The following is a 19,810-nucleotide window of genomic DNA, read 5'->3' on the forward strand; positions in this document are numbered from 1 at the left end:
GTTTATAGCTAATAGAAATTGGAGATTTTAATGTTCTCAGATTTTCTGAGAGGGATTTCTTAGGCCTTACTTGAGGTTTTCCTATATCTTTTTGATTTTTAATCGCTTGGCTAAGCAAGGGTATAAGTATTTTTTGCCCTGGATAAATTAGGTCAGGATTAGTTATAGGCTTATTAGTAATAGCTAAAACTTCTTTTCGGTTATTAAATCTCCACAACCTAGGCCATTCCATTGGAGACCCTAAGTGCTTAGAAGATATATCCCATAATGTATCACCTTTTTTTACAATGTATTCCTTTACCATTTTTATTCCTAATATATTTAAATTCCATTATGGGCATAAATATACGAGGACAATCCCACCTTGTCAATTTAGCTTCATTCTATTGAAGAGTATTCATTTATAATTTTAATAAACAAAAAAGCCTGCGATTAAGCAGGCTTTTTGACTATTTAAATAATCAAATTTTATAAAACAATAATGCTTGTTACTAAGTAAGCTAAAAACGTAAGGCCACCACCAAATAAGGCATACGGTAGCTGCGTTTTAACGTGGGTGAGTAAGTCACACCCCGATGCAATAGCCGATACAGCACTGGTGTCGGATATAGGCGAGCAGTGGTCGCCAAATATACCACCACCCAAAATAGCACCTACCACAAGCGACGGTGGTAAACCTAGCGCTTGAATAAGTGGCACACCAATTGGGATTAATATAGCAAACGTGCCCCACGATGTACCCGTAGTAAACGACATAACTGCGCCGGTTAAAAACAGCACCGGTACTATTAGGTAAATAGGTAAGTAGTCACCAACAAGTGACGCTACAAATACGCCAGTACCAAGCTCTTTTAAGCTTGCGCCAAGTGTAAGCGAAAGCAGTACAATAGCGACTAGCGGCATTAATTCGCCCATACCTTTAAAACCGGTATCAACTAATTGATGGTGCGTAAATTTACGAGAACCAATCATTAAAAAGTAAGCGACAACAATGGCTAAAACCGTTGCGTACAATACTGACTTAGAGCCACTACCCTCTGCCAACACACCATTACCGGTGTAATACATAAAACCAACCATGCTGGTAATGAGCGTAATAAGCGGGATTAACATATAACGCGCTTTAGAGGCTTTTATTTCATCTTTTAAGTCGGTTTTTTGAAGCTCTAGTTTTTCTTCGGCTTCTTTCATTGGGCCATGCACTTTATCAAACGCGATTGTGTAAAAAACAATAACAAGGGTAATTATGGCGTAAAAGTTATACCCAACGCTGCCCCACAATACCGATACAGCCGACTCACCTAGCTCGTAGTTACCTAACAAACCAAGTACAAATGCGCCCCAGCCGTTAAGTAGTATTAAAATACACACTGGCGCACTGGTGCTGTCAATAATGTACGCTAGACGCGCTCGGCTCATTTTAAATTTATCGAACAAGCCACGCGATAAAATACCCGAGGTAAGTACGCTCAGGTTAGATTCTATAAACACCGCAATGCCGGTAAACATGGTTAAAAAGCCCACTTGGCGCTTACTTTTTGCAATGCCTTTGTTCATTAGCATATTAACAGTTGCTGCAACGCCGCCAGATTCGCGAATATAGGCAAGCAGTGCACCAATTAAAATACTAAAAATTAGTATGCGTGTATTACCTGGCGAGCTGGCAACCGAAATAATACGTTCAATGGTATTTAAAAAAGTGTCAAACAAGCTATTACCTTCGCCCTGAAAGGCGAGTAAAAACTCAGAAGAAGCAACAGCAACAAGTAGCGCCATAATCACTTCTTTTCGCCAAAACACGATAGCAATCGCAATTAGCGGCGGTAAAATAGAATACCAATGCATAAAAAGTTAACCTTAATTATTAGCGAGTAAACCTCGCTTTGTACGCGTTTTAACGCTTATTTGTTAAGCCTAACAACATAAACCGGCTTAGTTTTATAGACCGCTTAGCTTAATGGATTGGCTTACTCAAGTCACCTGTAAATAAATCACTTAAGGTGGCACGGTTAGTACGTTTTAACCTATACGATAGCTTATTGATTTAGTAACGCTTCATAAATAAGCGACACCACCGATCCGTACTGTGCGGTTTCAAATTGTTTGCCTGTAAATTCGTAACGTTTTAGCGAACCTTTAATTGCGCTATGGCGAGCATTAGTAAGTAAAACAATAGCTAAGTCGTAAGCGGGGTCAATTACGGTCACTGTCCCCGTCCAACCAGTGTGCCCGTATGCTTGTGCGCTTGCATAAGGGCCAAAGTGCCAGCGCCTTGCTTGATTGTTACCAGCTAGCCTAAAACCAAGCCCGTAGGTTTCATCGCTTGATTGCGGCGTTAAAAATTGCGCTAAGGCGCTTGCACTAAATAATTGTTGGTCGCCGTAGCCACCGCTATTTAATAATAGCTGGCAAAGCACGGCTAAGTCGTGAGCATTACTAAATAATCCTGCATGCCCTGCTACACCATCAAGAGAATAGTAAGCGCGCTCGTCATGCACTTGGCCTTGTAAAACCCCAGTGCGAACATTATCAAACTTAATGCGCCCGTCTCGTGTGTTGCCGCTAAGCTCAGTGGCTGCAAATTGCTGCGGCTTAAAGCCTTTTTTAAGTGGATTAAATAACGTGTTAGTTAATTTTAGTGGCGCGTACACTTGCTGCTCTAGGTATTCGTCAAGGGGCTGCCCTGTAATACGCTCAATTAGCACACCTAAAATCATGTAATCAATATCTGAGTAAACATGCTGCCCAGATGATTTACTACTAAAAGGCACGCTGGTAAGTAATAGCTGTTTGGTGGTTTTACTGTTTTGCGAATAAAACGCGTCGCCATTGCTGCCATCTTTACGGTGAAAGTCAAATACTGGCGGGTATCCGGCGCTGTGTGTGAGTAAGTCTTTTACTCTGCGCTTTGCTCGCCCTTCGCCTTTATATTCGCTTAGGTAGCTTTGCACGGGTTTATTAATATTTAACAGCCCTTCGCTTACTAATTTCATAAGTGCAAAGTTGGTGGCAAATATTTTGGTGTTTGAGGCAAGATCAAACAAGGTATTAGTTTGCATGGACTCTGGACGAAGTAGCATTAAATCACTTTGCTGATATTGCTTTGCATCGCCATAGGCGGTTAATTTTATTAGCTCACCATTTTTAACAACGGCCAACACAGCCCCAGGAAAACCCGCTTTTATATCGCGTCCAATTAATGTGTCTACTTCAGTAAAATCTATATGCTTTTTTGGTTCATCACTTAAAGTAGGAAATGCAAAACGCAGTGTTAAGCTTGCGCCAGCAGGGAGAATATTTTCAACTTTAAAGGTATTAACACCATTGTGAGTATTTTTTGCCAAACTGTAATTGTATAAGGTGTTGGCGCTCAGTTGGCTAACGTCGAGCTTTTGATTATTAATGTAAATATCGGCGCTTTGTGCGTTGTGGTTTTGTATTAATAATTGCCCGCGCCCTTTGTAAGCTTTAAACGTCCCTCGATTATTTACATAAAACCGGCTACTTGGGTTTACCTCAGGAAACGTTGCAACCACTTGTGCACTAGGCAGCTCTACAAGTTGGCTTTTTGTAAGTGGTAGCACCGAGCTAATAGGCTCAGGTGGCGTACTACAACCCACAACAATAAAGCTTAACGCCGCTATAAATGCATTTTTTATATAACTACACCTTTGATTTTTAAAAGCAATAAACATGCTTAGCCCTTATTTATATAACAAGTAAGGCGCTCTTTGCGCTTTAAATTGCACAAGCCCCGCCTGCCAACTTTGTTTTATTTGCGCTTCTGATTGCCCTGCTTCAATAGCTAAGCGCAATTTATTAGTACCCGCTAGTTTATCCATAAAGTCAGCGCGCTCAAAAAACGAGATGTTGTTTTTACTAAGCTCCGTGTACGCATTTATTAAGTAAGTTAAATTTAGGCCTGTGGTAATTGCTTGTCTTAAATCGAGCCCTTGCACGGCTTGGTTTTTAAATTTAGGGTTTAAAGCAGCCCCTTTAATTGCGCGCGGTGTAAAATTAAAATCACCTAATGCAACTGGCGAATAGCCAATTACTTGAAATGCAAAGTCGGTGCCTCTACCAATACTGATAGGTGTTGCTTCAAAAAAGCAAAGTGATGGGTAAAGTGCAATCGCTTGATCGTTAGGTAAGTTAGGGCTGGGTTTTACAGGCAAGCTGTAAGTACTTTTGCGAGTGTAATGATCAACAGGGATCACCGTTAATTTTAAATCGGGCGCTTTATTGATCCAGCCCTCGCCCTTGATCATTTTGGCAAGTTCGCCAACGGTCATGCCGTGTAACACAGGAATTGGGTGCATGCCTACAAACGATTTAAATTCTGGCTCTAATATTGGCCCATCAACGTAGGCAATATTTGGATTGGGTCTGTCGAGTACTAAAAATTCTATCCCCTGCTCTGCAGCGGCTTCCATCATGTAGTGCATAGAGCTTATGTAGGTATAAAAGCGCACTCCCACATCCTGAATGTCAAAAATAATCACATCAACATCAGCTAAAGCAGCTTGGCTTGGTTTTTTATTTTTACCGTAAATAGAAATAAGCGGAATACCGGTTTTGCTATCAACGGCATTTTTTACATGCGCGCCCGCATCGTGATCGCCGCGAAAGCCATGCTCAGGTGCAAAAATTTTAGTTATATTAATATTTTTAGTCAGCAGCGCATCTACTAAGTGAGTTTGCCCTACCGTTGATGTTTGATTAACTACAAGCCCTACGCGTTTATTTTTTAACTGCGGTAAATATTTAGTATATTGCTGCGCACCTACCACAAGTGAGTTATTGGCTTCGTTGGCTTGTGCGCTGGAAATAAGAGTAGCGCTAAAAATAAAAAATAACGTAATAAATAGGGTTTTAAACATACTGCAATATCCTTTTAAACAAGGCGTTTAAAATAACATAGGTAATATTAAAGAGCAGCTTTAGAAAAGGGTTAGTGGGCTTGAGCAGATACAGTGATTAGAAGCTGGCGCTTCTCACGCGAGCAAGCTCAGCGTCTACAACGGATAAATAAAACTCGGAGTTTAGATTTAAAGATTAGAGCTAGTTTTACTTGAAAATACCACCTCCCATTTTAAGCTTAAAGACCGTATTTAACCTTCTTAGAGCTAAACGCTTCTAGTTATTTAATTTCTTGGTCAATGAACCACCTAAAGATCCATTACACAAAGAGAAGCAAAAGAGAAGTAAATGAGAAGACATAAGCCCGGGTTTATTAGTTTAGTTTAGCTTAGCTTTATTACTACCTCTAAAAGCGCAGCGCCTCTTAACTCTTTGTGAATAAATTACTTATTTCTGGCGTTGCCAACGAATAAAATCTTATAAATTATATTTTTGAGGGGGGAATAGAAGCTGGCGCTTCTCACGCGAGCAAGCTCAGCGTCTACAACGGATAAATAAGCTCGGAGTTTGGATTTAAAGATTAGAGCTGTTTCTACTTGTAGGCGTACAGCTTGCTGACGCGACGAGCGAAGCTCGTAAATAAAGTATCAGTTATATCGGTGGTAAGTGATTAGAAGCTGTCGCTTCTCACGCGAGCAAGCTCAGCGTCTACAACGGATAAATAAACTCGGAGTTTAGATTTAAAGATTAGGGCTAGTTTTACTTGTAGGCGTGCAGCTTGCTGACGCGACGAGCAACGCTCGTAAATAAAGTATCAGTGATTAGAAGCTTCCGCTTCTCACGCGAGCAAGCTCAGCGTCTACAAGTGCCTCTCTGTTATTTCACTTTATTTTAGGCACAAAAAAACCGACTTAATGTCGGCTTGTTTATGAAAGTGGTGGGCGCAGGAGGATTCGAACCTCCGACCGCTCGGTTCGTAGCCGAGTACTCTATCCAGCTGAGCTATGCACCCACTTTCATAGATTGCTTATTTAAACTCTAAGCAGAGCGTATAAATTCAGACATAAAAAAACCGATTTCCATCGGTTTATTTTTCTTACACTTAAAAGTGTATGAAAATATGAAAGTGGTGGGCGCAGGAGGATTCGAACCTCCGACCGCTCGGTTCGTAGCCGAGTACTCTATCCAGCTGAGCTATGCACCCACTTTCATTTTTACTATTACTTGTTTTTACTCTAAGTAAGAGTTTTACTTATTTATACTCTAAGCAGAGTTTATAAAGTGGTGGGCGCAGGAGGATTCGAACCTCCGACCGCTCGGTTCGTAGCCGAGTACTCTATCCAGCTGAGCTATGCACCCACTTTATAGTTTACTTATTTTAACTCTAAGTAGAGCTTTTACTTATTTAGACTCTAAGCGAGTTATTAAAGTATGCTGGGCGCAGGACGTATCTTCTAAGAATGAACCTCCGACCGCTTGGTTATAAAACCAAACACTTTAATTGCTTATTTAGACTCTAAGCGAGTTATTAAAGTATGGTGGGCGCAGGAGGATTCGAACCTCCGACCGCTCGGTTCGTAGCCGAGTACTCTATCCAGCTGAGCTATGCACCCATACTTTAAAACTTTACAAAACACGCCATTAAAAGAAATGGTGGAGAGGGAGGGATTCGAACCCTCGATAGAGCTACAAACTCTATACTCCCTTAGCAGGGGAGCTCCTTCGGCCACTCGGACACCTCTCCGTCTTGTGGGGCGTATAATAAAGATTTCAGAAAATATGTCAAACACTTTTCTACCAAAAACGACTATATGGTTATAGATTGCACATATGCTTGGTTTAAAAGTGTAATTAGTTTGAAATTTAAGCGGGTTACGTATTCTTATTTGAAGGATTAACACCTAGCACAGGAACTAAGTCATCAGTTAACTGAGCCAAATACTGTTCTTGGTAACCTAATTGTTGAAATTCAGCAATACAAGCACGGTAGTAAGCATTTCTTTCTTGCTCTGATGTGCATTCTTCTGATAAATCATCTACTCGTTTGTCTTTCATACTATTATTCTAAGTCCTTTAAGAATCTATATTTAACTGCTAAATACCAAGCAGTGTAAATTTCGTGCGTATTCTAGCTAAAACCTTTACATAAATACAACATATGTTTAAAAAACAATCATACTAAAAAGTTATAGCACTGTTAGTTTTAATATTAAAAACTGCCAATAACAATAAATTAGCGAAGCTGAATTGCACATTAACCATCACTAATAACTACATTTAATTTTTAGTGTAGTACTTATTAATTAAAATACTAATGCAAAGCAAAAAAAACGCCGCTATTAAGCGGCGTTTATTAACTTACTTTGTTCTACCCAAAGCTTAGTCAGCTTGTGGACGCATATGCGGGAACAAAATAACGTCTTTAATTGTTGATGAGTCAGTAAACAACATTACTAAACGGTCAATACCAATACCTTCACCTGCAGTTGGCGGTAAGCCGTACTCAAGTGCGCGTATGTAGTCTTCATCGTAATGCATTGCTTCATCATCGCCTGCGTCTTTCTCTTCAACTTGGCGAGTAAAGCGCTCAGCTTGGTCTTGTGCATCGTTAAGCTCAGAGAAACCATTTGCAAGTTCACGACCGCCAACAAAAAATTCAAAACGGTCTGTAACAAATGCATTTTCGTCGTTACGGCGTGCAAGTGGAGAAACTTCCCACGGGTAGCCAGTAATAAACGTAGGTTGAATAAGCATGTGCTCTGCTGTTTCTTCAAATATTTCACACAAGAACTTACCTGGGCCCCAAACACAATTTTCAGGAATTTTAACGTGCACTTGTTTAGCGTACGCTTTTAATTCGTCAAAGTGGTTTTCTGGGTCGTTAAATACCGCAGCATCAAACTCAGGGTTATATTTTAATATTGCATCGCTCATGCTTAAACGTGTAAACGGTTGGCCAAAGTCGTATTCAACTGAGTCAATTACTTCGCCGTTTTCGTCTTTAGTTGTATTAACTACAACTGCACTACCTAGTACGTTTTCTGCAACCGTACGTAGCATGTCTTCGGTGATGTTCATCAGGTCGATGTAATCAGCGTATGCTTGGTAAAATTCAATCATTGTGAATTCTGGATTGTGACGCGTAGATAACCCTTCGTTACGGAAGTTACGGTTAATTTCGAATACACGGTCAAAACCACCTACCACTAAGCGCTTTAAGTAAAGCTCAGGCGCTATACGCAAGTACATGTCGATATCAAGCGCGTTATGGTGAGTTACAAACGGACGCGCAGATGCACCGCCTGGTATAACCTGTAGCATTGGTGTTTCTACTTCCATAAAGTCACGATCTGCTAAAAAGCGACGAATGCCTTCAACTACTTGTGAACGAATACGGAATGTTTCGCGCGTTGCTTCGTTAGTAATTAAATCAACGTAACGTTGGCGGTACTTTGTTTCTTGATCTGATAAGCCATGGAATTTTTCTGGTAACGGACGAAGTGACTTAGTTAATAGTTGGTACTCAGTCATTTCTACGTATAAATCGCCTTTACCTGATTTATTTAATGCGCCTTTAACACCAATAATATCGCCAGTGTCTAGTTGACCATACTTTTCTTTAAGATCTTTTTGAACATCTTTAGATGCATACGCTTGTACGCGACCTTTCATGTCTTGAATTACAAAAAACGGTCCACGCTTTGCTAAAATACGGCCAGCGATAGACACAACTTCTTGCATCTCTACTAATTCTTCTTTGCTCTTATCACCAAACTGGGCTTGCAAATCAGCCGTGTAATGCTCACGACGGAATTGGTTTGGATGACCGTTGGCTGGGCAATTTTCGCGTATAGCGTCTAACTTGCCGCGACGCTCAGCGATTAACTTGTTTTCGTCTTGGATTTTATCAGTCATTTTTTAGCTCTTTATTAGCTTGGTGGTTATAGGCCAGATTTAAGGCTGGCTTCAATAAATTTATCTAAGTTACCGTCAAGTACCGATTGGGTATTGCGGTTTTCAACGCCTGTACGTAAATCTTTAATGCGTGCGTCATCAAGTACGTATGAACGAATTTGACTACCCCAACCAATATCAGATTTAGCATCTTCTTGCGTTTGTTTTTCAGCATTTTGCTGTTGTAGCTCAAGCTCAAATAATTTAGCTTTTAACTGCTTCATCGCTTGGGCTTTATTTTTATGCTGCGAACGCTCGTTTTGACACTGCACTACGGTATTTGTTGGTACGTGAGTGATACGAACCGCCGATTCGGTGGTGTTAACGTGCTGACCACCCGCGCCAGATGCACGGTAAACGTCTATACGCAGGTCTGACGGATTCATATCAATTTCAATATTATCGTCAACTTCTGGGTATACAAACGCAGAAGCAAATGAAGTATGACGACGACCACTTGAGTCAAATGGGCTTTTACGTACTAAGCGATGTACACCAGTTTCTGTGCGTAACCAACCGTAAGCGTATTCGCCAACAAAGCGGACAGTTGCGCCTTTAATACCAGCAACATCACCGTCGGTCGCTTCAACTAGCTCAACTTTAAAGCCTTTAGCCTCGCCCCAACGTAAATACATACGAAGTAGAATATTACACCAGTCTTGTGCTTCAGTACCGCCAGAACCTGATTGTAAATCAAGGTACGCATCGTTTGAGTCATGAGGACCTGAAAACATACGACGAAACTCTAAACCTTCTAACTGTTCGTTTAGATCAGTTAATTCGCTTTGCGCTTCATCAAAGGTATCTTGATCTTCAGCTTCTACAGCAAGCTCAAGTAAGCCTTCAACGTCGTCAGTACCGGCTACTAGGTTATCGATTGTTTCAACAACCGCTTCTAATGCTGATTTTTCACGGCCAAGCGCTTGTGCGCGTTCAGGCTCATTCCACACGGCTGAATCTTCAAGCTCGGCGTTAACTTCTTCTAAGCGTTCTTGTTTAAGAGCGTAGTCAAAGGTACCCCCGAAGCAATTCAGTACGTTCGCGAATTTCCTTGATTTGATTAATCACAGGATTCACTTCAAACATGTACATCACTCCAAAATGGCTAGGTAATTGCGCCCCTTTAAATGGGATTTTCGCAATAAATTATCGTCAAATGATAAAAACGCCCGATTTTAACAAAAAACCGCGCGCTTTATTAGCATTTTATGCATGATATTACATATTTTTTAGTGCACTTTTTCAAGCTCTCTAACTATTAATTGCAGCGTAAATTTACCTCTAAACTCATTTATATCGAGCTGGTACGCTACTTTTACAAACTTAGCCTCAGTATCTGGCCATTCTTTTACATCAATACCAAAAGCAATGGCGTCAACTAATCGACCAGATTGATGCTTTAACACGAGCTTTAAATGCTTTTCGCCTACTATGCGCTGCTGTATTACTTCAAAGGTATGCTCAAACACCGGCTCAGGAAATTGCTGCCCCCACGGGCCCGATTGCTTTAATAGCTGAGCAAACTCCATTGTAAAGCAGTCGTTTGGCAGCTCACCGTCGGTAAATACAATACAGCGTTTACTTTCTTCACTCAGTTGCGCGCTAACGGCGGCATCAAACGCTTTTTTAAAGTCGTTAAAGTGTTGCTCGTTAATACTTAAACCAGCAGCCATTGCGTGGCCACCAAATTTATTAATCAAGTGTGGGTCGGCTGTATTAAGCCCTTCGAGTAAATCGCGCATGTGTAGCCCTTCAATAGAGCGGCACGAGCCTTTAATTTCACCGTTTTCGCCACCAGCGAATATAACGGTAGGGCGGTGGTATTTTTCTTTTAAGCGACCAGCCAAAATACCAATAACACCTTGATGCCAATCGTCTTGAAACAAACAAATAGCATCAGGAATGTTATCGTCGCTAAATGCGAGCCTATCAAGCACGGCTTGCGCCTCGGCTTGCATGCCTTGTTCTATTTCGCGCCTTGCAAAGTTTAAGCTATCGAGTTCGCCCGCTATACTACGCGCTTGGTTTATGTCGGTGCTAAGCAAGCACGCTATACCCAAACTCATGTCGTCCAATCGCCCTGCTGCATTCAAACGCGGCGCAAGCGAAAAACCAAAATCACTGGCACTTAAACGGGCAGCATTACGATTTGCCACTTCAATAAGCGCGGTAATACCAGGGCGTGTTTTACCACTGCGAATACGTGCTAAACCTTGATGCACTAACGTACGGTTGTTCGCATCAAGTGCGACCACGTCAGCAACCGTACCAAGCGCTACAATGTCGAGTAAGTTAGCTAAATTAGGCGGCGGTTGCTGCTCAAAATAACCTAAGTCTCGCATTACGCTTCTCAGTGCTATTAATAAGTAAAAAGCAACGCCAACGCCAGCAATGGATTTAGACGGAAAATCACATTCATGCCTGTTTGGGTTTACTATTGCATCGGCATTTGGCAGCTGCTCACCTTGTAAGTGGTGATCTGTTACCAGCACTTTTATGCCAACCGCTTTTAAAATATCAATACCGGCAATACACGATATGCCGTTATCTACGGTGATCACTAAATCAGGTTTTATTTGTACTATTTGCTCTGCAAGCGCGGGACTTAAACCATAACCTAAGCTAAACCTGTCAGGAATTAAGTAATCTAAATGCTTAAAGCCAAACATCTCAAGGCCTTGCATTAAAGTTGCAGTACTTGTTGCGCCATCGGCATCAAAATCGCCAACTATTAATATTTGGCTTTGCGCTTTTAATGCTTTAATTAATAAGTCGCTGGCTTTGTCGATGTCTTTAAACAATTTAAAGTCGTGGAGCGTCGCTACGCTGTTATTTAGCTCTTCGGCATTGAATACATTGCGGTTAGCATAAATTTGTTTAATTACAGGGTGTAAATTACTCGGCAGATGCGAGTCGTCAACGTTTTCACGCGCAATGATTAGTTTTTTCATGCAGAGTTTTAACTTATTGAGTCGTATTAAAAAGACAAAAAAAGGCCATTAAGGCCTTTTTAATAATAACTAAGCGTTTAATTACGACGCTTTGTTAGCTTCTAATGCTGCTTTTAATGCTGCTGCTGGCTGGTAACCAGGGATCATCGTACCATCTTCTAAAATAATAGCGGGTGTGCCGCTAATACCAAAGCTTTGACCTAATTGGTAATGCTCTGCAACCGGTGCGCTACAGCCTGCAACTACTTTAGTGCTTGTGCCCGATTTAGCTTCTGTTAGTGCTTCTTGCTGATCGCGTGCACACCATACGTTCATTAAATCTGCGTAACCTGAACCCTGTAAGCCACCACGTGGAAACGCAAGGTACTTAACGGTAATACCCGCATCAAGTAAATCGTCTAACTCGCGGTGTAATTTACGACAGTAACCACAGCTAATGTCGGTAAATACAGTAATGCTGTGTTTTTCGTTTGGCGCTTTGTACACAATCATCGATTCTTCGTATTCTTTAAGACCTTCAACACGCACGCCATTTAATGCTTGCTCTGTTAGGTTATTACGATTATTTAAATCAATTAACGTACCTTGCATTAAATATTGACCGTCTGGACTTGCGTAAAGCACGCCCTTATTAGTGATTAATTCTTTTAAACCCGTTACTGGACTTGGATTAATTTGCTTTACAGTTACACCAAGCTCGGCAAATTTAGTAATAATAGGATCATTAGCATCTGGTGTTACAGCAACGCCATTTGCAAATGCACTAATACTTGTGCACAACATGGCACCTGCTAACATTAATTTTTTCATAACTTCTCTCTATCCTAAAAATACTTAATATATTGACCGGCTTAATGATATTTACTTTCAAACTTACGCACGCGGATGATGCTCTGCGTGTACCGACTTTAACCGTTCATTGGCAACATGGGTATAAATTTGCGTCGTTGATAAATCGCTATGGCCCAACATCATTTGTACCACACGTAAATCTGCCCCATGATTTAATAAGTGCGTAGCAAAAGCATGGCGCATAGTATGGGGCGATAATGGAGACTCTACTGCTGCCAAAATAGCATAGTGTTTAATTCTATGCCAAAAGGTTTGTCGCGTCATGCCTACTCCGCGTTTAGATGGGAACACAAAATCGGTGGCATGTTTTATCATTTGCGCACGCCCACCTTTTAAAAATTGCTCAAGCCAATACATAGCCTCTTCGCCCAGTGGAACTAAGCGCTCTTTATTACCTTTACCTTTTACAAACACCACTGCTTGGCGCAAATTAATTTGTTCCATGCGCAGTCCAACAAGCTCACTTACACGCAAACCCGTTGCATAAAGTAGCTCTAGCATGGCTTTATCGCGCAGTCCCATCGCTTCTTCGGTATTAGGCGCATTTAATAATGCCTCAACTTCGGCCTCTGAGAGTGTTTTAGGTAACGACTGCCCTGCTTTTGGCTGAGAAATATTTAGCATGGGGGTGTCGCTAATTAGTTTTTCGCGCACAAAGTACTGATAAAAACGCTTTAACGCACTAATGCTACGTGCCGTACTGCGTGGTTTTAAGCCTAAATCGACTCGGTACGCTAAGTAACTTTCAACATCAAGCCCTGTTACCGTCATTAAATTTTCGCCCTTTAAAAATAGGCAAAACTTATCTAAATCACTGCGATAAGCACTTAATGTGTTTTCGCTTACGCCTTGTTCTAAGTACAGGCTATCTAAAAAGGTTTCTAGGTAGTCGCTATTACTGCTCATACTGCTGTTATTTTCAAAAGAATCGTCAGATAGCGTTGTCACATTATGCTCTCATGCTTTGCTAAGGTATCAATTAAAAATACCTTACGGTAAACTTGAGCCTATCATATCAGGCAATTACACAGTGATAAATACGATGCAAATTGGTTTATTTTTTGGTTCTACTACGTGCTACACCGAAATGGCAGCAGAAAAGATTCGCGACATTATTGGTGCCGATATAGTTACCCTGCACAATATTAAAGACGAGCCACTAAAAAATGCAGAGCAGTATGACTTTATCATCTTTGGTATTTCAACATGGGATTTTGGTGAAATACAAGAAGACTGGGAGTCAAAGTGGGACGACATAGCCGACGTAAACCTAAATGGTAAAACCATTGCTTTATTTGGCATGGGCGATCAACAAGGTTACGGGCAGTGGTTTCAAGATGCGCTAGGCATGCTACACGACGAAATAAATACGCAAACATTTACTCAACTTGGTTTTTGGCCAAACGACAGTAGTTACGAGTTTGAAGCTTCAAAAGCATTAACGCCTGATGGTAAACAGTTTGTAGGACTCGCGCTCGACGAAGACAGTCAATACGAGCTAAGCGACGACCGCATTGCAACATGGGTTGAACAGGTAATGACTGAATACGGCGAAACGCTTTAATTAATAAGCTAATAAATAAAAAGCAAAAAGCCCGCAACTAGTTTAGTTGCGGGCTTTTGATTAGTAATATGAGTAATTTATTGAAACGTCATCACATTGGTCGTTTGTGGGTAATATCCATCAGCCATAACAATGTACGGTAGTAAATTACTTAACCATTTTTGCTGCACGCTTTCGCTATAGTTTAAGTAAAGCTTACCTTCGTGAATATAAAATGCTTCTGGGTCTATACCTACAGCGTTACCTTCATCAGCCATTGCATAAGCACACCAACCACCGTATTGCGGTGCATAACGTTTTGGGTTTTCTGCAAATGTCGTTTTGTTTTCTTCACTCGAAAAGTGCCAGTTGGCACCTAAATAACTAAACGTGTATTTGTCGCTGCCTTTAACGGCTTTATTTTGCGTAAAATAAGCAACGCTGTCGTACCCTTTAATAGCCGTGTTATTAAACCAACCCGTATTTACAGCATCATCCTTTGCATTTGCCCCACCGCTTATTAACAGTGCGCTAAGCATTATTAAAGCAACTATGTACTTAATCATCTTTTTTCCTTTATTATTTACTCAAAATTGAATGCCAATTAAATATAGCTGGCTTAGTGAGTAAGAAAGGCAAAGCGCAAAAATGATTTCAGTTAATACTTAATTATTTAACGTTTAGTAAATAAATAAACAGTAAAACTTACTCTACTTTTAACCAATATTGATTACGGTAAAAAAAGCCAATGTAGCCTCGTACTTCGAGCTTTTTACCTTCATCCTGCGGGGTTAGTTGTAAAGTGTAGGTTTTACCATTTGTTGGGTCGAGTATTTCACCGTCTCCCCAAACACCATCATCTTGTGCTTTTACACCCGTGATTATAGTCATTCCTAAAATAGGCTGATCTTTTAACTCATCATCGCATTTACTACATATATCATTTTGTTTTGCAGGGTTAAGAATGGTTTCAACTTTGCCGCTTAATACACCGTTGGTTTGGGTAATACGTACATACGACTTAGCTTGGTTTGTATCCTCATCAATCGTTTTCCAAAGGCCTACAGGCGTAATAGCAGCAAACACACCTTGGCTTGCAAAAATGGTGGCTGCTAACGTGCTAAGTACTGCTAATTTATTTAACTTTTTCATTGTGTTGTCTTTAAAATTAAGTGGCCAATGGTTAAATCATAACAGGTGATTTATAAACACACTATTAAAGCGCCGTACCTAAAATCAAAAAAACCTAAACTAATAATCATTAGTTTAGGTTTTCATATGAGCTTTTTTGTTTACTTTTAAAAACTACGAATTACTACACTTGAATTATTAAACTCAAATTTATTAACTTTTCCGCATTGCGCCATATGATTAGTACTTGTATAAGGTGTATTGTTTTGAGCAATAGCAGTCTCCCATCCTTGGCCATTTTTAATGAATGCTTTTAGTTCAAACCATCCATTAACCGCTTTACTGCAATCCATATCCACATCAAGCATCCAATAGTGTTCGCCCCATATATTTAATGGTGTTACACCAAAACCATCTGTGTTTACAGTTTTTTCAGCGCCCCAACCTGCAGGCCAAACGTTCGTTGTCCAGTCGGTAGCAGAACCTTCTGCTTCGCTACTTTGCCCATTTTCTATACCATACCAATCAAGGTAGTTATCATTTGCTTTCCAAGGGCCTGTTGTGACATTTTTTAAATTGTTATGACGAATAGGCATTGCACACTTAAAATTACTTGTTTGGCAATTTCGACCAAGGTTTGCGTTTGCATAAGCGTGGTCAATTCCACCGCGCAAAAACATATCTTGTCCGCTTTGTGTTTGTGCATTAATAAAAATAACCGTTCGCTGCCAGTCACCTTCAGTGCTTGGGACTGAACTTGTATTTAACTTGGCATTTTTATGAATTGCCATCGCATCCCAAGCGCCAATATTAAGATTAATAGTACCGTCGGAATTAACCGTTATAACCTCACCACTACAACTTTTAGCATAAGCTGACAACTCGCCTTTTAACACATTACAGTATTGCCCTGGCGCCATATCGGTTTGCACAGTTGCACTAAGTGTTGAGTCTTCTTTATTAATAGCCATATGACCCGAGCTACCTCGGCCAAATGAAATTTGATTATTTGTGTTATCCCACCAGTTTGTTACTGCCCAATTGTCGGCGGTGTTATTTCTAAAATCGACCCCGCCTGCAATATATGACCAGCGATGCTCACACTTCCAATTACTCGCAAAACACTCTAAGTTACCATTATTATGTACCGGTACATTTGGCCCACCAGCATCTGTATCACCATGAAAATCATAACTCGACATTACTTTTGGATAACCGTACGGATAAGCCAACATAAAGACATTGGCTAAGTCATATAAGCGGCCATCCTCAAAGGTAATTACATTACCAGCGCCGCCGTGCCCGCGCTGATTGTCGTGATTATCTACAAATACTACCGCAGAAGAGCTTGGCATGAAGCCCCACCCTTCGCCAAAATTACTCAGCCATGCAAGCGAGCCGTTTCTAAAGGTGTTACCAAGCTCAGTGCTATATTTAAATTCAGTTACTAAACCTGTGCTTAAATATTCAGAGGCACCAACAGCCTCCCCACCTTGATCAATCACTTCTTGAAAAACCACTGGCGAGCCATTTACTTTGGCCATTAAACTTTGGATATCGCTTGCTGCAACATGTTTAGAAGCATCAAACCGAAAGCCTTTTACGCCAATAGCTTGCAAGTCGTTAATATATGCTGCAATGGTATTTTGCACATAGTTTGAAGCGGTATCTAAATCGGCAAGTCCAACGAGTTCACAATTTTGTACTCGGTAGCGATCGTTGCCATAGTCAGAACTACTAATGGTACAACTTTCATGAAAATCTTGTGGGCTATAAATAGGAAAGCTTTTATTACCAAAGCTATTTCCCGCTGTGCCTGTGCCACTTCCTGCTGCCATATGGTTAATAAGCGTATCAACGTAAATATCGACCCCAGCTGCACTACAGCGATTTACCATATCGATAAACTGTGCACGGTTTCCGCCACGACTTTGCAGTTCATAACTTACTGGCTGATAACGTGTCCACCATTGGCTTCCTGTAATGTGCTCATTAGGCGGCGAGACCTGTACTGCAGCGTAGCCTTTTGGTCCTAGGTATTGCTCACATTCTTGCGCTACATCTTGCCAATTCCATTCAAACAAATGCACAAATGTGGTGGGCGTAGCTGTGGCAATACTAGGTAAGAGCAACCCTAGGCTTAAACCTGCGGTGGTGATTATTTTATTGAGTTTCATAGTGTGTGATCCAACTGTTGAGCGAGCAAAACAACTACTCGATGTTATTTACAAGTGGTTAACACTAGATTGAGAATTGATTAAATAAAAACTGAATACGTATGCATAATAGGTAAATTATCCTTTATTACTAGATAACCTAAATAACTTGGCAATTTACATTTTTAAATAAAATGCTTTGCACAGAGCTATATAATCAGCGGTGTAGGTATTATCTAAGTTTCTAATACACAGGATTGATGATTCTATATCGCTTTTTACGTAGCTAAATGTCATTAAACTGCGGCTAATATCTTTGTTGGGCGTGGCTTTTACTTGGCAATGAGCATTTAAATAAAGCCCATTTTGAGTAGCAAGCTCTATAAATAATGCGCCTTCAACGCTTGGGAGTATTAAGCTAAAGCGAGCGCGGCTATGGCTTAAGCGTTTAAACGCATTAATTAACTCTTCAAAACTTAATCCGTCTGTATGGCGTGCGGCATTACGCGCAGCATTATCGCCTTTTAAACTGTGATTAAAATACGGTGGATTAGAGATAACCACGTCAAATTTAACTTCACTACTAAAGCGTTGAATAGTTTGGTGCGTAATACTTATAGTTGGCCACGGACTATTAGCTACATTTTTTAATGCTTGGGTATAGGCGCTTTCGTCAATTTCTACCGCAGTTATATCAAGCTCATTACTGCGCTGCTTACACATTAGTGCTAGTAAGCCGGTGCCGGTGCCTATATCAAGTAATGACTTTGCGCCGCTTAAATTAGCCCATGCACCAAGCAAAATGCCATCGGTAGAAACTTTCATTGCACAGTGGTCGTGTTCAACTTTAAATTGTTTAAATACAAAACCAGACATTTTTTCACCTTTTCATTCACCAAGCGCAGCATAGCGCGTATAATCAGGGTAATTGTCCCTTATTTTAGACACTCTATGCAATTTTCTGAATTTGATCTTGATAACAAGCTACTCGATGCCATTAATAAAATGGGCTACGAGACGCCAACCAGCATTCAACAACAAGCTATTCCTGAAGCACTACAGGGGCGCGACATTTTAGCATCTGCGCCTACTGGTACAGGTAAAACAGCGGCATTTTTAATTCCGGCTATTCAGTACTTACTGGATTTCCCACGTCGTGACCCTGGTTTTGCGCGCGTACTCGTTATGACCCCAACTCGTGAGTTGGCTTATCAAATTCATGAACAATGTGAACTGCTAGCTAAGCGCACACACCTAAAAATTGGTGTAGTAACAGGCGGTATTAACTACGGCACGCATAAAGAAATTTTTGAAAAAAATAACGATATTTTAATCGCCACACCAGGTCGATTAATGGAATACCTAGAAACCGAAAACTTTCATGCTGAACATGTAGAAATGCTTATTATTGATGAAGCAGATCGCATGTTAGATATGGGTTTTAAAAAAGAAATGAGCCGTATTTGTGACGAAGCTAAAAATCGTCGCCAATGTTTTTTATTCTCAGCAACACTTGAAGGTGACAGCGTAGAAAGGTTTGCTGAAAAAACATTAAACGACCCAGCTCTATTAGAAGCCGAATCGTCACGTAAAGAAAAAGCAAAAATTCACCAATGGGTACATTTAGCCGACGATTATCATCACAAACTTGAATTATTAGTTAATACGCTAAAAAATCCTGACGTAACTAAAGCGATTGTGTTTGTTAAAACTCGCGAACGCTTAGAAACATTGATTGGCGAACTTACAACTAATGATGTAAAAGCAGCGTGGTTACGCGGCGAAATGCCACAAGACAAACGTATGAAAGCCATGGAAAACTTCCACAGTGGCAAAACAAGCATATTAGTTGCTACCGACGTAGCTGCACGTGGTATTGACGTATCTGATATCAGCCACGTTATTAACTTTGATATGCCGCGTACTGCCGACGTATATGTACACCGTATTGGTCGTACTGGCCGTGCTGGTAAAAAAGGGATAGCAATATCGCTAGTTGAAGCACACGATATTGGTATTTTATATAAAGTAGAGCGCTACGTTGAACAAAAATTAAAACGCCGTGTAATTAGAGGTGTCGAGCCACAACATAAAGAAGCTAAGCCACCAGCTAAAAAGCGTAAAGATCCAGTAAAAATGAAAGCCAAGAAAAAGGCTAAGGTTAAAAAGAAAAAGTAACCTAAAACATTTTTATACTAAGCCGACTTTTGTCGGCTTTTTAATGCAAGCCTTGGAGGCTCTGCTGTTTGTACCTGTTACATATGTAACCCAAGCATGTAACTCATACTCATTTAAATGTAATTTTTGCCTACCTGAATTCCCAATTAATAAAATTCCCTTATATTTCATAGTGTTAATATTGG

At 40.6% G+C, this 19,810-nt stretch carries 16 protein-coding genes and 5 tRNA genes; 2 read left to right on the forward strand and 19 right to left on the reverse strand.

The window, feature by feature from the left end; translation table 11 throughout:
- The 15 genes from CXF64_RS05160 to xerD form a co-directional block, all read right to left on the reverse strand.
- Positions 1–304, reverse strand: a 304-nt coding sequence (locus CXF64_RS05160) for a LysM peptidoglycan-binding domain-containing protein (RefSeq protein ID WP_133120270.1), incomplete at its 3' end; no start/stop codon positions are given.
- 164 nt (positions 305–468) lie between these two features.
- The gene (locus CXF64_RS05165; protein ID WP_101216508.1) at positions 469–1,845 is read right to left on the reverse strand and encodes a Na+/H+ antiporter NhaC family protein; all 1,377 of its coding nucleotides are present in this window, start codon (positions 1,843–1,845) and stop codon (positions 469–471) included.
- Positions 1,846–2,036: 191 nt separating this feature from the next.
- Positions 2,037–3,695 carry a penicillin binding protein PBP4B gene (pbp4b, locus tag CXF64_RS05170; protein ID WP_101216509.1) on the reverse strand — a complete coding sequence of 553 codons (1,659 nt, stop codon included), beginning with the start codon at positions 3,693–3,695 and terminating at the stop codon, positions 2,037–2,039.
- A 9-nt stretch (positions 3,696–3,704) separates the two neighbouring features.
- Entirely contained in the window at positions 3,705–4,880 is a 1,176-nt protein-coding gene (locus tag CXF64_RS05175; protein ID WP_101216510.1) for an exo-beta-N-acetylmuramidase NamZ family protein, read from the reverse strand.
- Positions 4,881–5,795: 915 nt separating this feature from the next.
- Positions 5,796–5,872: transfer RNA gene (locus tag CXF64_RS05180), tRNA-Arg, on the reverse strand.
- A 115-nt stretch (positions 5,873–5,987) separates the two neighbouring features.
- Positions 5,988–6,064, reverse strand: a tRNA-Arg gene (locus CXF64_RS05185).
- A 78-nt stretch (positions 6,065–6,142) separates the two neighbouring features.
- Positions 6,143–6,219: transfer RNA gene (locus CXF64_RS05190), tRNA-Arg, on the reverse strand.
- 177 nt (positions 6,220–6,396) lie between these two features.
- A tRNA-Arg gene (locus tag CXF64_RS05195) sits at positions 6,397–6,473 on the reverse strand.
- 38 nt (positions 6,474–6,511) lie between these two features.
- Positions 6,512–6,604 (reverse strand) — tRNA-Ser (locus CXF64_RS05200).
- Between the two features lie 128 nt (positions 6,605–6,732).
- Positions 6,733–6,915 carry a hypothetical protein gene (locus CXF64_RS05205; RefSeq protein ID WP_010553261.1) on the reverse strand — a complete coding sequence of 61 codons (183 nt, stop codon included), beginning with the start codon at positions 6,913–6,915 and terminating at the stop codon, positions 6,733–6,735.
- Between the two features lie 324 nt (positions 6,916–7,239).
- Positions 7,240–8,775 carry a lysine--tRNA ligase gene (gene lysS / locus CXF64_RS05210; protein WP_007583775.1) on the reverse strand — a complete coding sequence of 512 codons (1,536 nt, stop codon included), beginning with the start codon at positions 8,773–8,775 and terminating at the stop codon, positions 7,240–7,242.
- 26 nt (positions 8,776–8,801) lie between these two features.
- Positions 8,802–9,900 (reverse strand): peptide chain release factor 2 gene (gene prfB, locus CXF64_RS05215; RefSeq protein WP_096058065.1). Its coding sequence is split into 2 segments (ribosomal slippage): positions 8,802–9,824 and positions 9,826–9,900, totalling 1,098 coding nucleotides; the frame shifts between segments, so codons are not numbered across the junction.
- Positions 9,901–10,043: 143 nt separating this feature from the next.
- Positions 10,044–11,765 carry a single-stranded-DNA-specific exonuclease RecJ gene (gene recJ / locus CXF64_RS05220; protein WP_101216511.1) on the reverse strand — a complete coding sequence of 574 codons (1,722 nt, stop codon included), beginning with the start codon at positions 11,763–11,765 and terminating at the stop codon, positions 10,044–10,046.
- Between the two features lie 81 nt (positions 11,766–11,846).
- Entirely contained in the window at positions 11,847–12,575 is a 729-nt protein-coding gene (gene dsbC / locus CXF64_RS05225; RefSeq protein WP_007583768.1) for a bifunctional protein-disulfide isomerase/oxidoreductase DsbC, read from the reverse strand.
- A gap of 63 nt (positions 12,576–12,638) precedes the next feature.
- Complete coding sequence (gene xerD, locus CXF64_RS05230; protein ID WP_101216512.1) at positions 12,639–13,565, reverse strand: site-specific tyrosine recombinase XerD; 927 nt, start codon at positions 13,563–13,565, stop codon at positions 12,639–12,641.
- Positions 13,566–13,659: 94 nt separating this feature from the next.
- On the opposite strand from xerD, the gene fldB reads away from it, so the two are divergent.
- Entirely contained in the window at positions 13,660–14,181 is a 522-nt protein-coding gene (gene fldB, locus CXF64_RS05235) for a flavodoxin FldB (RefSeq protein ID WP_007583764.1), read from the forward strand.
- A gap of 77 nt (positions 14,182–14,258) precedes the next feature.
- Here fldB and CXF64_RS05240 read toward each other — a convergent pair whose 3' ends face one another.
- The 4 genes from CXF64_RS05240 to CXF64_RS05255 all read right to left on the reverse strand — a co-directional run bounded on the left by CXF64_RS05240 (position 14,259) and on the right by CXF64_RS05255 (position 18,323).
- On the reverse strand, positions 14,259–14,726 hold the full coding sequence (locus CXF64_RS05240; RefSeq protein WP_007583762.1) for a YHS domain-containing (seleno)protein: 468 nt from the start codon (positions 14,724–14,726) through the stop codon (positions 14,259–14,261).
- 139 nt (positions 14,727–14,865) lie between these two features.
- Positions 14,866–15,312, reverse strand: a complete 447-nt coding sequence (locus CXF64_RS05245) for a DUF2147 domain-containing protein (protein WP_101216513.1) — start codon at positions 15,310–15,312, stop codon at positions 14,866–14,868.
- A gap of 146 nt (positions 15,313–15,458) precedes the next feature.
- On the reverse strand, positions 15,459–17,468 hold the full coding sequence (locus tag CXF64_RS05250; RefSeq protein ID WP_101216514.1) for an alpha-amylase: 2,010 nt from the start codon (positions 17,466–17,468) through the stop codon (positions 15,459–15,461).
- 156 nt (positions 17,469–17,624) lie between these two features.
- Positions 17,625–18,323, reverse strand: a complete 699-nt coding sequence (locus CXF64_RS05255; protein WP_101216515.1) for a tRNA1(Val) (adenine(37)-N6)-methyltransferase — start codon at positions 18,321–18,323, stop codon at positions 17,625–17,627.
- 75 nt (positions 18,324–18,398) lie between these two features.
- On the opposite strand from CXF64_RS05255, the gene srmB reads away from it, so the two are divergent.
- Positions 18,399–19,625, forward strand: coding sequence for an ATP-dependent RNA helicase SrmB (srmB, locus tag CXF64_RS05260; RefSeq protein WP_007376476.1), 1,227 nt, complete (start codon positions 18,399–18,401; stop codon positions 19,623–19,625).
- The last annotated feature ends 185 nt before the right edge of the window (positions 19,626–19,810 follow it).

This window comes from Pseudoalteromonas sp. GutCa3, from assembly GCF_002836155.1.
In the GTDB taxonomy this organism is placed as follows: Bacteria; Pseudomonadota; Gammaproteobacteria; order Enterobacterales; family Alteromonadaceae; genus Pseudoalteromonas; species Pseudoalteromonas arctica.

Bases quoted from the DNA above. Each gene is read 5' to 3' on its own strand.
- CXF64_RS05205 (WP_010553261.1), bottom strand. From the start codon at position 6,915: ATGAAAGACAAACGAGTAGATGATTTATCAGAAGAATGCACATCAGAG.
- CXF64_RS05240 (WP_007583762.1), bottom strand. From the start codon at position 14,726: ATGATTAAGTACATAGTTGCTTTAATAATGCTTAGCGCACTGTTAATA.
- CXF64_RS05175 (WP_101216510.1), bottom strand. From the start codon at position 4,880: ATGTTTAAAACCCTATTTATTACGTTATTTTTTATTTTTAGCGCTACT.
- recJ (WP_101216511.1), bottom strand. From the start codon at position 11,765: ATGAAAAAACTAATCATTGCGCGTGAAAACGTTGACGACTCGCATCTG.
- CXF64_RS05250 (WP_101216514.1), bottom strand. From the start codon at position 17,468: ATGAAACTCAATAAAATAATCACCACCGCAGGTTTAAGCCTAGGGTTG.
- CXF64_RS05255 (WP_101216515.1), bottom strand. From the start codon at position 18,323: ATGTCTGGTTTTGTATTTAAACAATTTAAAGTTGAACACGACCACTGT.
- fldB (WP_007583764.1), top strand. From the start codon at position 13,660: ATGCAAATTGGTTTATTTTTTGGTTCTACTACGTGCTACACCGAAATG.
- CXF64_RS05245 (WP_101216513.1), bottom strand. From the start codon at position 15,312: ATGAAAAAGTTAAATAAATTAGCAGTACTTAGCACGTTAGCAGCCACC.
- srmB (WP_007376476.1), top strand. From the start codon at position 18,399: ATGCAATTTTCTGAATTTGATCTTGATAACAAGCTACTCGATGCCATT.
- pbp4b (WP_101216509.1), bottom strand. From the start codon at position 3,695: ATGTTTATTGCTTTTAAAAATCAAAGGTGTAGTTATATAAAAAATGCA.
- dsbC (WP_007583768.1), bottom strand. From the start codon at position 12,575: ATGAAAAAATTAATGTTAGCAGGTGCCATGTTGTGCACAAGTATTAGT.
- lysS (WP_007583775.1), bottom strand. From the start codon at position 8,775: ATGACTGATAAAATCCAAGACGAAAACAAGTTAATCGCTGAGCGTCGC.
- CXF64_RS05165 (WP_101216508.1), bottom strand. From the start codon at position 1,845: ATGCATTGGTATTCTATTTTACCGCCGCTAATTGCGATTGCTATCGTG.